The organism is Pseudomonas sp. FP198 (assembly GCF_030687895.1).
GTDB lineage: Bacteria > Pseudomonadota > Gammaproteobacteria > Pseudomonadales > Pseudomonadaceae > Aquipseudomonas.
Genome location: NZ_CP117452.1, coordinates 1,467,120 through 1,479,971, shown reverse-complemented (window position 1 = coordinate 1,479,971; position 12,852 = coordinate 1,467,120). Strand labels below are relative to the sequence as shown.

Annotated in this window: 10 protein-coding genes and 1 riboswitch; of the genes, 1 reads left to right on the top strand and 9 read right to left on the bottom strand. The window is 62.6% G+C overall.

Annotated elements, in window-relative coordinates; translation table 11 throughout:
* Positions 1 to 132 precede the first annotated feature (132 nt).
* The 3 genes from PSH78_RS06930 to ltaE all read right to left on the bottom strand — a co-directional run bounded on the left by PSH78_RS06930 (position 133) and on the right by ltaE (position 5,229).
* Positions 133 to 1,374 (bottom strand): aspartate kinase, encoded by a 1,242-nt coding sequence (locus PSH78_RS06930; protein ID WP_305499355.1) that lies wholly within the window; start codon positions 1,372 to 1,374, stop codon positions 133 to 135.
* Between the two features lie 83 nt (positions 1,375 to 1,457).
* Positions 1,458 to 4,079, bottom strand: coding sequence for an alanine--tRNA ligase (alaS, locus tag PSH78_RS06925; protein WP_305499353.1), 2,622 nt, complete (start codon positions 4,077 to 4,079; stop codon positions 1,458 to 1,460).
* 145 nt (positions 4,080 to 4,224) lie between these two features.
* The gene (gene ltaE / locus PSH78_RS06920) at positions 4,225 to 5,229 is read right to left on the bottom strand and encodes a low-specificity L-threonine aldolase (RefSeq protein ID WP_305499351.1); all 1,005 of its coding nucleotides are present in this window, start codon (positions 5,227 to 5,229) and stop codon (positions 4,225 to 4,227) included.
* Between the two features lie 261 nt (positions 5,230 to 5,490).
* A riboswitch (FMN riboswitch) is annotated at positions 5,491 to 5,658 on the top strand.
* Positions 5,659 to 5,759: 101 nt separating this feature from the next.
* Here ltaE and PSH78_RS06915 point away from each other — a divergent pair.
* Entirely contained in the window at positions 5,760 to 6,269 is a 510-nt protein-coding gene (locus PSH78_RS06915; protein ID WP_305499349.1) for a 6,7-dimethyl-8-ribityllumazine synthase, read from the top strand.
* A 123-nt stretch (positions 6,270 to 6,392) separates the two neighbouring features.
* Here the strand turns inward: PSH78_RS06915 and astE are convergent, their stop codons facing one another.
* The 6 genes from astE to aruF form a co-directional block, all read right to left on the bottom strand.
* Positions 6,393 to 7,400, bottom strand: coding sequence for a succinylglutamate desuccinylase (gene astE, locus PSH78_RS06910; protein ID WP_305499347.1), 1,008 nt, complete (start codon positions 7,398 to 7,400; stop codon positions 6,393 to 6,395).
* A gap of 12 nt (positions 7,401 to 7,412) precedes the next feature.
* Entirely contained in the window at positions 7,413 to 7,700 is a 288-nt protein-coding gene (locus PSH78_RS06905; RefSeq protein ID WP_305499345.1) for a topoisomerase II, read from the bottom strand.
* Between the two features lie 68 nt (positions 7,701 to 7,768).
* Positions 7,769 to 9,115, bottom strand: coding sequence for an N-succinylarginine dihydrolase (astB, locus tag PSH78_RS06900; protein WP_305499343.1), 1,347 nt, complete (start codon positions 9,113 to 9,115; stop codon positions 7,769 to 7,771).
* 144 nt (positions 9,116 to 9,259) lie between these two features.
* A complete protein-coding gene (gene astD, locus PSH78_RS06895) occupies positions 9,260 to 10,729 on the bottom strand; it encodes a succinylglutamate-semialdehyde dehydrogenase (protein WP_305501194.1) in 1,470 nt (489 codons plus the stop codon).
* Positions 10,726 to 11,751, bottom strand: coding sequence for an arginine N-succinyltransferase (astA, locus tag PSH78_RS06890; protein ID WP_305499341.1), 1,026 nt, complete (start codon positions 11,749 to 11,751; stop codon positions 10,726 to 10,728). The genes astD and astA overlap by 4 nt, the downstream gene beginning before the upstream one ends.
* A gap of 56 nt (positions 11,752 to 11,807) precedes the next feature.
* The gene (gene aruF, locus PSH78_RS06885; protein WP_305499339.1) at positions 11,808 to 12,827 is read right to left on the bottom strand and encodes an arginine/ornithine succinyltransferase subunit alpha; all 1,020 of its coding nucleotides are present in this window, start codon (positions 12,825 to 12,827) and stop codon (positions 11,808 to 11,810) included.
* Between the last annotated feature and the right edge of the window lie 25 nt (positions 12,828 to 12,852).

Sequence of the window (12,852 nt, the reverse complement as noted above, 5' to 3'; positions counted from 1 at the left end):
CATGCCCCCTACAAGCGAAACGGTCGCAGCCCACAGGCCTAGTATTGACCAGCGGGCGCAAAAGAACAGTTTTGGGACATGCCATCCGGAAAAACAAAGGGCGCGGTCGAAACCGCGCCCTCAGTCAACGCCTTACTCGCCCTGTCGGGCCGCAGCGTCAAGTTCAAAAGCCGTGTGCAGGGCGCGCACGGCCAGTTCCAGGTACTTCTCTTCGATCACCACCGACACCTTGATTTCCGAGGTGGAGATCATCTGGATGTTGATGCTTTCCTTGGCCAGCGATTCGAACATCCGGCTGGCCACGCCTGCGTGGGAGCGCATGCCGACGCCGACGATCGAGACCTTGGCGATCTTGGTGTCGCCCACCACTTCCCGGGCGCCGATCTCGCCAGCGGTCTTTTTCAGCACGGTTTCAGCGGCCTGGTAATCGTTGCGGTGCACGGTGAAGGTGAAGTCGGTGGTGTTATCGTGCGCGACGTTCTGCACGATCATGTCGACTTCAATGTTGGCCGCGCTGATCGGGCCGAGAATCTTGAACGCCACGCCGGGAGTGTCTGGCACGCCACGGATGGTCAGCTTGGCTTCATCGCGGTTGAAAGCGATGCCGGAAATGATCGGCTGTTCCATGGATTCCTCTTCATCGATAGTAATGAGGGTGCCCGGACCCTCCTTGAAGCTGTGCAGAACGCGCAGCGGAACGTTGTACTTGCCGGCGAACTCCACCGCGCGGATCTGCAACACCTTGGAACCGAGGCTGGCCATTTCCAGCATCTCTTCGAAGGTGATCTTGTCCAGGCGCTGAGCCACGGGCACGACCCGCGGATCGGTGGTGTAGACGCCATCCACATCGGTGTAGATCTGGCACTCGTCAGCCTTGAGGGCTGCCGCCAGGGCCACGCCAGTGGTATCGGAACCGCCACGGCCGAGGGTGGTGATGTTGCCGTGCTCGTCCACGCCTTGGAAACCGGCGACAACCACGACGCGGCCAGCCTTCAGGTCACCGCGAATCTTCTGGTCGTCGATCTGCAGGATACGCGCTTTGTTATGCGCACTGTCGGTCAGGATACGCACCTGGTTGCCGGTGTAGGACACCGCCGGTACGCCACGCTTGATCAGCGCCATGGCCAGCAAGGCGATGGTCACCTGCTCGCCAGTGGAAACGATTACGTCCAGCTCACGGGGGACCGGTTGCTGGTCGCCGCTGATTTGCTTGGCCAGATCGATCAGACGGTTGGTCTCGCCGCTCATTGCCGACAGCACGACCACCAGGTCATCGCCAGCGTCACGGAATTTCTTAACCTTGTCGGCGACTTGTTCGATTCTCTCGACGGTGCCGACCGAGGTGCCTCCAAATTTCTGTACGATCAAAGCCATTTCAAAGCCGCCTCTGCCCATGAAGGGCGCCCAAATAATCTCGACAGCGCCCGGGCCCGCCTTGGCGAACCCGGGGCGCTGCCTTAAATGCCCTGCTCTACAAATGCAACGGTCTGGGCCAGTGCCGCGTCCAGGGCGCTGGCGTCGGTACCGCCGCCTTGCGCCATGTCCGGACGACCACCGCCCTTCCCGCCCACTGCCGCAGCGGCCTGCTTCATCAAATCACCGGCTTTGAGTTGGCCAGTCAGGTCTTTGGTCACGCCTGCGACGAGAACGACCTTTTCCTCATGGACACCGCCGAGCAGGATCACTGCGCGGCCGAGTTTGTTTTTCAGTTGATCGACCAGCGCCAACAGCGCCTTGCCGTCCTGGCCGTCGAGACGCACGGCCAGCACTTTCACACCCTTGACGTCCACCGCCTGGGCCGACAGATCGTCGCCCGTGGCGCTGGCAGCCTTGGCCTGCAACTGTTCGAGCTGCTTTTCCAACAGGCGGTTGCGTTCCAGCACAGCCGACAGCTTGTCGATCAGGTTGTCACGGCTGCCCTTGATCAGGCTCGCCGCTTCCTTGAGTTGTTCTTCAGCCGCGTTGAGGTAGGCCAGCGCCGCAGCGCCAGTGACCGCCTCGATACGCCGCACACCGGAGGCCACGCCGCCCTCGCTGATGATCTTCAGCAGGCCGATGTCGCCGGTACGATTGGCGTGGATGCCACCGCACAGCTCCACCGAGAAATCGCCCATGCTCAGCACGCGCACGTTGTCGCCGTACTTCTCGCCGAACAGCGCCATGGCGCCTTTGCGCTTGGCGGTCTCGATGTCGGTTTCCTCGGTCTCTACCGGGGAGTTCTTGCGAATCTCGGCGTTGACGATGTCTTCCAGCGCCTTGAGTTGCTCAGGCTTGATCGCTTCGAAATGGCTGAAGTCGAAGCGCAGGCGCTGGCTGTCCACCAACGAACCCTTCTGCTGGACATGCTCACCCAGCACCTTGCGCAACGCTGCGTGCAGCAAGTGCGTCGCGGAGTGATTCAACGCAGTCGCGTGACGGACGTCGGCGTCGACATGGGCGGCCACGGGTGCTGCGACCATCAGGCTGCCGGAGGCCAGCACGCCGTGGTGCAGGAACGCGCCGCCGGTCTTGGTGGTGTCACGCACATCGAAGCGCGAGTTGCCGGCCTGCAAGTAGCCGCTGTCGCCGATCTGGCCGCCGGACTCGGCGTAGAACGGTGTCTTGTCCAGCACGATCACGCCTTCCTGGCCTTCGCTCAGGATGTCGACCGATTGCCCGTCCTTGTAGATCGCCACGATCTTGGCCGAGCCGGTGGTCGCGGCGTAACCGGTGAATTCGGTGGCCACGTCAACCTTGACCAGGCTGTTGTAGTCCATGCCGAAGGAGCTGGCGGAACGCGCGCGCACGCGCTGGGCCTCCATCTCGCGCTCGAAACCTTCCTCGTCGAGGGTCAGGTTGCGTTCGCGGGCGATGTCGCCGGTCAGGTCCATCGGGAAGCCATAGGTGTCGTACAGCTTGAACACCACGTCGCCCGGAACCACGTTGCCCTTGAGCTCGGCCAGATCCTGCTCGAGGATCTTCAGGCCCTGCTCCAGGGTCTTGGCGAACTGCTCTTCTTCACCCTTGAGGACACGTTCGATGTGCGCCTGTTGAGTCTTGAGCTCCGGGAAGGCCTCGCCCATCTCGGCCACGAGCGCCGCGACGATCTGATAGAAGAAGCTGCCCTTGGCGCCCAGCTTGTTGCCGTGACGGCAGGCGCGACGAATGATCCGGCGCAGCACATAGCCGCGACCTTCGTTGGAAGGCAGCACGCCGTCGGCGATCAGGAAGCCGCAGGAACGGATATGGTCGGCCACCACTTTCAGCGAGGCCTGGTTGTCGTTGGTGCAACCGATGGCCTTGGCCGAAGCGGCCAGCAGGCTCTGGAACAGGTCGATCTCGTAGTTGGAGTGGACGTGCTGCAACACCGCACTGATCCGCTCCAGGCCCATGCCGGTGTCTACCGACGGCGCCGGCAGCGGATGCAACACGCCGTCGGCGGTGCGGTTGAACTGCATGAACACGTTGTTCCAGATCTCGATGTAACGGTCGCCGTCTTCTTCCGGCGAGCCGGGTGGGCCGCCCCAGATGTCGGCGCCGTGATCGTAGAAGATCTCGGTGCAAGGGCCGCACGGGCCGGTATCGCCCATGGTCCAGAAGTTGTCGGAAGCGTAAGGCGCGCCTTTGTTATCGCCGATGCGCACCATGCGTTCAGCCGGGACACCGACCTCTTTGGTCCAGATGTCGTAGGCTTCGTCGTCGGTGGCGTAGACCGTGACCCAGAGCTTTTCCTTCGGCAGGTTCAGCCACTTTTCGGAGGTCAGGAAGTTCCAGGCGAAGGTGATGGCGTCGCGCTTGAAGTAGTCACCGAAGCTGAAGTTACCCAGCATTTCGAAGAAGGTGTGGTGACGAGCGGTATAACCGACGTTTTCCAGGTCGTTGTGCTTGCCACCGGCACGCACGCATTTCTGGCTGCTCACCGCGCGGGTGTAGGCACGTTTTTCCTGGCCCAGGAAGCAGTCCTTGAACTGGTTCATCCCCGCGTTGGTGAACAGCAGGGTCGGGTCGTTGCCCGGAATCAAAGAGCTGGAGGCTACTCGGGTGTGGCCTTGCTCTTCGAAGAAGCGAAGGAAGGCTTCACGGATTTCTGCGCTTTTCATTAGGTTCTTCCACGGAGGCTGCGGCCAAAGGCCTGTGCAAAACGTCAACAGACGAAGCAACGGCAAAGGGCCGCATTATATCGGCCCTTTGCGTGGGGTACAGTGTGTTATGCGATAGAAACCGTCAATCGGACCGCTGAAAGGATCAGTTGCGGGAAAATTCGACGAAAGTGTCGATCACCTGGTCGATTTGCCCGGCGCCGACATCCATGTGGGTGACCATGCGCAGACGGGGCGCGGCACTGAGCTGGATGCCTCGCTCGGCGGCATAGGCCTTGATCGCTTCGGCCCGCTCGCCGATCTGCACGTAGACCATGTTGGTCTGCACCGGCTCGACGGAATAACCGGCCGCACGCAAGCCCTCGGCAAGCCGCTGGGCATTGGCGTGATCGTCGGCCAGGCGCCGGACGTTATGTTCCAGGGCATACAGCCCCGCCGCCGCGAGGATCCCGGCCTGGCGCATGCCGCCACCGACCATCTTGCGCAGCCGACGGGCCTTGCCGATCAACTCGTCAGTGCCGCACAGCACCGAGCCCACCGGAGCACCGAGCCCCTTGGACAGGCACACCGACACCGAATCAAAATGCTGGGTGATCTCCCGGGCGTCCACGTTCAGCTTGACGGCGGCGTTGTACAGCCGCGCGCCGTCCAGGTGCAGCGCCAGGCCATGTTGCCGAGTGAAACGCCGGGCTTGCGCCAGGTATTCCAGCGGCAAGACCTTGCCCTGCATGGTGTTTTCCAGAGCCAGCAAGCGGGTACGGGCAAAATGGAAATCGTCGGGCTTGATCGCGGCAGCCACTTGCGCCAAGTCCAGCGAACCGTCCGCCTGCACCTCCAGAGGCTGGGGCTGGATCGAACCGAGCACCGCCGCACCGCCACCCTCGTATTTGTAGGTGTGGGCCTGCTGACCGACGATGTATTCATCGCCGCGTTCGCAGTGGGCCATCAACCCCAGCAGGTTGCTCATGGTGCCCGTGGGCACGAACAACGCCGCCGCGAACCCCAGGCGCGCGGCCAGCTCGGCTTCGAGACGATTGACGGTCGGATCTTCGCCATACACATCGTCGCCGGTCGGCGCGCTGGCCATGGCATCCAGCATGCCAGCGGAAGGTTGGGTCACCGTGTCGCTGCGAAGGTCGATAACGCTCATGAATCTGGCCTCGGTTCTGTATGGGGAAATTTCCTTTCGAAGGGCAATTACTGCGGGCATGGGCAGGAATAATCAAGCCCGGTCGAAGGAAAAGAACACCTGGCCTGAAGATTGATCAGTTCCCCTGTGGGAGCGAGCCTGCTCGCGAGTGCGTTGGGTCAGCAACATCTATTCAACTGACACACCGTATTCGCGAGCAGGCTCGCTCCCACAGGACTTTATGTGTTAAAAATCCTCCGCCGTCACAAAACGTGACGGCAAAAACGTTCTCAGGGCGGGGTGCAATTCCCCACCGGCGGTAATTGCGCGTAATGCGCATAGCCCGCGAGCGCTTGGTGCTACACGGTCTTTACCGTGCAGCGACAAGGTCAGCAGACCCGGTGTGATTCCGGGGCCGACGGTCATAGTCCGGATGAAGAGAGAACGGGATTGACACCCAAGGGCCGCCTGCGACTGTCTTGTGCGCTGCGTACCCTCGAATCCCCTTCGATTCATGACGCCCTGTTTTTCACACAAACAGGAACCAGAACATGCAACCCACCGCAATCGACAGCAAGACCAAAACCCATCCGGGCGAGCGCGTCGCGTTCATCCAGGCCTGCTGGCACAAGGAAATCGTCGACCAGAGCCGTAAAGGCTTCGTCACTGAGATGATCAGCCAGGGTTATCAGGAAAGTGACATCGACTTCTTCGAAGTCGGCGGCGCGTTCGAAATCCCGCTGCACGCCAAGCTGCTGGCCAAGTCTGGTCGTTACGCCGGCATCGTCGCCGCCGGCCTGGTGGTGGACGGCGGCATCTATCGCCACGAGTTCGTCGCCCAATCGGTGATCAGCGGTTTGATGCAGGTCCAGCTGGAAACCGAAGTGCCGGTCTTTTCGGTCGTGCTGACGCCGCATCATTTCCACGCCGGCGAAGAACATCAGAAATTCTTCTTCGAGCACTTCGTGCACAAGGGCCAGGAAGCGGCGAAGACTTGTGCCGATACGCTGCACAAGACGCGGGCGTTGCGCCGCAGTGAGCAGCGGGCGGTGGCGGTCTAAAGAAACACTGAGACCCTGTGGGAGCGAGCTTGCTCGCGATAGCGGACTGTCAGTCACCTTCAACATTGACTGAAGCACCGCAATCGCGAGCAAGCTCGCTCCCACATTGGTTCTGCGTTGGCTTTAGGCCAGGCTCTCGTCCGTCGCCGGCACGATCAGGATGCCCGCGCGCAAGCCATTCTTGACCTTGGGGTTGGGGAAGATGATCCGGGCGCCCTCTTCTTCGATCACCCAACGGGTCTGGGCGATGTCCTCGGCCAGGACATAACCTTTTTCAAGCTCCGAGAAGTTCTCGATGTCCGCCGGCAGGTTCAGGCGGAAGCTGTCGCTGTGCTTGATGATTTCCCGCGCCACGCTGAACAGTTGCAGACCGTCCAGGCGGTCTTCCAGCTCCGGTTCGTTGCCTTCGATGATCTGGTGCAGGCGGGTTTCCAGCGGGTTCACGTTGACGCCATCGTTCTGCCCGAACGGCCGCGCCTTGCCCAGTTCCAGGGTGAAGGACTCGGCGCCCAGCTGATCGTAGGTGTAGGCGCTGAAGACGATGGACGGTTTGTTCTGCAGCAACACCGCTTCCATGCCCGCCGCGCGCAGGCGCGCCAGCTCGCGACGTGAGTGTTGGCGACCTTCCTTCCAGGGGTACAGGGCGAACTGCTCGATCTTCGAACCGCGAATGGCGGTGTGCAAGTCGTAGTGCAGACGGCTGCGGTCCGGCACGCTGAAGAAACTCGCGGCCAGCCGTTCCAGCTCACAGGCGCGCAACGCCTCGGGACCGCCGCTCAGTTCGTGGCGGCCGTTGAACAGCCGGTTGACGTCCTGCTCGACAAAACGCTCGCCGCGACGAATCGCCTCGGGGTTGCCGAACAGAAAAAGAATGCGTGCCCGCGGCTTCAGGTCGCCGCGGGCAATGTCGTGCAGCAGGCGATCGAGCAACTCGATCGGCGCGGTTTCATTGCCATGGATACCGGCCGACAGCAGCAGGTCCAGGCCGTTGTCCCGGGCTTCGGGCGGCTTGACCTCCAGCGCGCCCTCGCTCAACCAGCGCATCCGTACGCCTTCGACAGTCAGTTGAGTCTTCTCCGCCGGTTCGCGGCCGGCGAGGGTCAGTTCAAGCAGTTTGCCGAGGGCGAGCATAGCGCGGTTTCCTTAGTGGTCGTGGCCGCAGTCAGGGCCATGGACGTGGTCGTCATCGCCGATGTCGGCCGGTTCCATTTCCAGTTGCAGGCTGACCAGGTTGGTCGCCAATGGACGCAGCAAGAGGTTGGCGTATTCCGCGTCCCCTTCCTCGACGTCGACGCCGATCAACAGCTGGCCGCGGCCGTCCTGCTGGATCCACAGCTCCTTGCCCTGCCACATCACCGCGACGCGGGTGCAGGAGGTTTCCAGTTGCGTGCCGTCGGTGTCTTCCAGGATCAGCTGCAGGGTATCGCTCATGTCTTTATATTCTCGTCTGGGATAAGGCAACGCGCCCTGCTTTGACTGTAGTCAGGACGCGCGCGCTTTCAATTGATCTGGAAAGGATAAACCGCGCCAAGTTTAAGGATTTGTGTCAGTTCATCCAGTGCCGACCGGCATTCAAGCAACAATTGCGGGTCCGCCAGGTCGTTTTCGGTCATGCGGTCGCGGTAATGGCGCTCGACCCATTGGGTCAACGACTCATACAGCGGCGCGGTCATGATAACCCCTGGGTTGACGGCCGCCAGTTCGGTTTCGTTAAGCGCCACGCGCAACCTCAGGCAAGCGGGGCCGCCGCCGTTCTGCATGCTTTGCTTGAGATCGAAGACCTTCACTTCGCGAATCACCCCGCCAGAGCCCGTCAGGCCTTGCAGGTAGTTCCAGACACGTTCGTTGCCACGGCACTCTTCCGGGACGATCAACAGCATCGAGCCGTCGGCACGCGACAGCAACTGGCTATTGAACAGGTAGGAACGTACCGCATCATCCACGGTGACCGCCGAACGCGGTACGCACACTGGCTGAAATTTCCCACCGACCTTGGCGATTTTATCGCTCAGCTCGGCCAGCATCTTGTCCGTGTCGAGGAAAGCGTCCTCGTGGTAGAACAACACTTCGCCGTTACCCACCGCGATCACGTCGTTGTGGAAGACGCCCTGGTCGATCACCGCCGGGTTCTGTTGGGCGTACACCACGCCCTCCTCGCTCAGGCCGTGCAGGCGGGCAACGGCGCGGGACGCTTCGAGGGTCTGGCGCGCCGGGTATTTCTGTGGCGACGGGTAACGGCTGTCGAAGGCGCTGCGGCCGAAGACAAAAAACTCGACGCCGGCCTCGCCATAGGCACGGCAGAATCGTGTGTGGTTGGCCGCGCCTTCATCGCCGAACTGCGCCACCGCGGGCAACGCGGCATGATGGGCGAAGTGCTGCTGGTCGGCGAACATCGCGCCCAACACACGGCTGGTGGTCGGGTGCTCGATGCTGCGGTGGTACTTGCAATTGAGGTTGGCGGCGGTGAAATGCACGCGGCCGTCAGCGGTGTCGGCGCTCGGGCTGACGGTGGCGGCGTTGGCCACCCACATGCTCGAGGCCGAGCAACTGGCAACCAGCAGCGGCATCGCTTCTTTCGCGGCGCGCTGGATGACCTGCGCATCGCTGCCGGCAAAGCCCAACCGACGCAAGGCCGCCACGTCCGGACGCTCCTGCGGCGCCAGCACGCCCTGCTGAAAGCCCATGTCCATCAGCGCCTTCATTTTCGCCAGGCCTTGCAGCGCCGCTTCCTTGGGGTTCGAGGATTGCTGGCTGTTGCTCTGGGACGCGACGTTGCCGTACGAGAGCCCGCCGTAGTTATGGGTCGGCCCCACTAGACCGTCAAAGTTGACTTCATAGGATTTCATCAGCGAGGCTCCACGAGAATCTGTTTTCTTATAGACATCAATTACAACCGCAGCGCGGCCTTCGTCGGATCGCCGCCCGGAGCAGGCTCGCTCCCACAAGGACTGTGTAAATCCCTGTGGGAGCGAGCCTGCTCGCGAAGGGGGCTACGCCATTCGCACGCCAGGCGTCAGGCTGGCCGGCATCACCAGGCTTGGCGTCTCCAGCGACGCCACCGGATACGCGCAGTAATCCGCCGCGTAATAAGCACTGGCGCGGTGGTTGCCCGAGGCGCCGATGCCGCCGAACGGCGCACTGCTGGCGGCGCCGGTCAGCTGTTTGTTCCAGTTGACGATGCCGGCACGGCTTTGCAACCAGAACTGGTCGTAACGTTCTTGCGAATCCGAGAGCAAACCGGCGGCCAGGCCATATTGGGTATTGTTGGCTTCGCTGATCGCGGCGGCAAAATCCTTGTAGCGGATCACCTGCAGCAGCGGCCCGAACAACTCTTCGTCGGGGCGCTCGGCCACGGCGGTCACGTCGAGGATCCCAGGGGTCAGCAATGCGGCCTGGGGCTGCGGCTGGGTCATGGCGAGCAGTGGCACCGCGCCCTTGCCCAGCAAATGATTTTGCGCATCCATCAGCGCCTTCGCCGCGCCTAAGGAAACCACCGAGCCCATGAACGGTGCCGGTTGCTGGTCAAAGGCGCCGACTTCGATCGTCGAGCTGACCTGCACCAGGCGCGCCAGCAAGGCATCGCCCCAGGCACCTTCCGGCACCAACAGACGGCGTGCGCAGGTGCAACGCTGGCCGGCGGAAATGAACGCCGACTGGATGATCGTATAGACCGCCGCATCGACGTCGGCCACTTCATCCACCACCAGTGGGTTGTTGCCGCCCATTTCCAGCGCGAGGATCTTGTCCGGACGACCGGAGAATTGCTGATGCAGCAGGTTGCCGGTGCGACTGGAGCCAGTGAAGAACAGCCCGTCGATGCCCGGATCCGCCGCCAGGGCGATACCGGTTTCCCGCGCGCCCTGCAGCAGGTTCAGCACGCCCGCCGGCAGGCCGGCCTCGACCCAGCACCGGACCGTCAGCTCGGCGACTTTCGGGGTCAGCTCGCTCGGCTTGAACAACACGCAGTTGCCCGCCAGCAGCGCCGGCACGATGTGCCCGTTGGGCAAATGGCCGGGGAAGTTGTAGGGGCCGAATACCGCCACCACACCGTGAGGTTTGTGCCGCAGCACGGCGGTGGCGTCGCCCAGTGGGCCGCTCTTTTCGCCGGTGCGCTCGCGGTAGCTCTGTACCGAAATCGCCACCTTGTTGATCATGCTGGTGACTTCGGTGGCGGCTTCCCACAGCGGCTTGCCGGTTTCCTCACCGATGCAGCGAGCCAGTTCGTCAGCGTGCGTCTTCAAGGTGCCGGCGAAGGCTTCGAGCACCTGGATGCGTTCATCCAGCGAGCGCCCCGCCCACTCCGCAAACGCCTGGCGTGCGGCCTGCACGGCCGACTCGACCTGCGCCGCCGTGGCGCCCTTGCCCGTCCACAGCACTTGCTGGGTGACCGGGTTCAACGACTCAAAGACGTCGCCCTGGCCTTCCAGCCAGCTTCCCGCGATGTACAACGATTTCATTATTTGGTCTCCCGAGCGGCGGACAACGCCACGGCACGCACCTGGTCGCCGGCGTTGAGTTGAAGACGTTTGGCGGTCAGCGGGTCGACCACCAGGGTGCCCGCGGCGAAGCGCGCAGGCGCCGCGGTGATGCGGCAGTCCTGGCACTTGCGGTTATGAATGAGGAATGGCGTGGCGTCATCGCCCGGCGTGCCGATGGCCAACACCAGCGCCTGACTGTCGCGAATCGCGCGGATCTTGCCGGTCTCGCATTCGACGGCGGGGCCGGCGTCGAAGATGTCGACGTAGCCCTGATAACTGAAGCCTTCGCTCTTGAGCATCGACAGCGCCGGTTCGGTGTCGGGATGAACCTGGCCGATCACGGCCCGGGCATCCTCGGACAGGAAGCAGGTGTACAGCGGGAACTTGGGCATCAATTCGGCAATGAAAGCCTTGTTGCCCACGCCGGTCAGGTAATCGGCCTGGCTGAATTCCATCTTGAAGAAGTGCCGGCCGAGGCTTTCCCAGAACGGCGAACGGCCGTTTTCGTCGGACATGCCGCGCATCTCGGCGATGATCTTGTTGCCGAACAGCTGGGTGAATTCAGCGATGAACAGCAGCCGCGCCTTGGCCAGCATGCGGCCGTTGAGGCCGTTGCGGTAGTCGGCGTGAAGAAAAAGCGAGCACAGCTCGGAATTGCCAGTCAGGTCGTTGGCCAGAAACAGCGTCGGGATTTCCCGATAGATGTTCAACTCCTGGGAAGCGCTGACCGTCAGGCCGACCCGGAAGTTGTACCAGGGCTCGCGCAGCCCCACGGCACCGGCGATGGCGGAAATGCCCACCACGCGACCGTCGTCGTCCTCAAGCACGAACAGGTAGTCCGCATCGCCGCGCCCGGCTTCGCCGCGAAAAGTCTTCTCGGCCCAGCCGACCCGATGCGCCAGGCGCTCTTCGTTGGCCGGCAGGGTGGTCAGGCCGGTGCCGGTGCTGCGGGCCAGGGCGATCAGAGCGGGTAAATCGCTGCTGCGTACGGGACGAACGATCATGCTATCTCCTCAAACGGGCCGCTCCAGCCACCCGCGAAAAACTCGTCTGTAAAGCGTTATACGGCTACCAGGCGCACGCTGGCACCCTCGCCGACGCCGAGGGCTTCGGCCGCTTCCATATCCAGTGTCACGGGCTTGCCCGGCGCGTAATCGAGTTCGAGCAGCACGGCGCGGTAATCCTGCAGTTGGGCATTGGCCACCAGGTACTGGCGGCCGACGCCCTTGACCGTTTCACCGATCTTCACCGGCACCACGCGGCTCTGGGCGATCGAGCGGATCCCCGAGACACGCGCGTGCAAGGTCGGACCGCCGTCGAAGATGTCGATGTAGTGATCGGTCTCGAAACCTTCGCGCATCAGGATGTCGAAGGTGATCTGTGCACGCGGGTGGACCTGGCCCATGGCTTCCTGGGCGGCGTCCGGCAACAGCGGCACGTAGATCGGGTAATGCGGCATCAGCTCGGCGAGGAAGGTACGGCTTTTCAGCCCGCACAGGCGCTCGGCGGCGGCGTAGTTGAGGTCGAAGAAGTTGCGACCGATGGCATCCCAGAACGGCGAATCACCGTTCTCGTCGCTGTAGCCGACGATCTCGGTCACCACCGAATCGGCGAAGCGCTCCGGGTGGCTGGCGACGAACAGCAGGCGTCCGCGGGAGTTGAGCTCCGCCCACGGCGAGCCGACCAGTTCCGGGACCACGTAGAAACTGGTCAACAGGCTGTTGCCGGTCAGGTCGTGGCACTGGGACAGGACGTGAATCTTGTTGTGGATCTTCAGCTCGCGGGAGGCATGGACGAACGTCTCGTTGCGAAAGCTGTAGAACGGCTCGGAATAGCCCGCCGACGCGACGATGGCCGAACAGCCCACCAGCTTGCCGGTGGTGGTGTCTTCGAGGACGAAGAAATAGCTTTCCTCGCCGTTGAAACTGACTTCGGCGGCGAACGAGGCTTCGCTTGCGGCGATCTTGTCGCTCAGGCGTTCCACGTCGTCCGGCAAGGAAGTGACACCGATCGGACTGTCCGCAGCCAGACGCTGTACCTCGCCCAGGTCAGTCATTTGCGCGGGGCGCATCACCAGCATGGTGTCACTCCTTAACTTGAAATAA

Coding starts and splice junctions, on each gene's coding strand:
- PSH78_RS06930 (WP_305499355.1), bottom strand. CDS start 1,374: ATGGCTTTGATCGTACAGAAATTTGGAGGCACCTCGGTCGGCACCGTC.
- aruF (WP_305499339.1), bottom strand. CDS start 12,827: ATGCTGGTGATGCGCCCCGCGCAAATGACTGACCTGGGCGAGGTACAG.
- astB (WP_305499343.1), bottom strand. CDS start 9,115: ATGAAATCCTATGAAGTCAACTTTGACGGTCTAGTGGGGCCGACCCAT.
- alaS (WP_305499353.1), bottom strand. CDS start 4,079: ATGAAAAGCGCAGAAATCCGTGAAGCCTTCCTTCGCTTCTTCGAAGAG.
- ltaE (WP_305499351.1), bottom strand. CDS start 5,229: ATGAGCGTTATCGACCTTCGCAGCGACACGGTGACCCAACCTTCCGCT.
- PSH78_RS06915 (WP_305499349.1), top strand. CDS start 5,760: ATGCAACCCACCGCAATCGACAGCAAGACCAAAACCCATCCGGGCGAG.
- astA (WP_305499341.1), bottom strand. CDS start 11,751: ATGATCGTTCGTCCCGTACGCAGCAGCGATTTACCCGCTCTGATCGCC.
- astE (WP_305499347.1), bottom strand. CDS start 7,400: ATGCTCGCCCTCGGCAAACTGCTTGAACTGACCCTCGCCGGCCGCGAA.
- PSH78_RS06905 (WP_305499345.1), bottom strand. CDS start 7,700: ATGAGCGATACCCTGCAGCTGATCCTGGAAGACACCGACGGCACGCAA.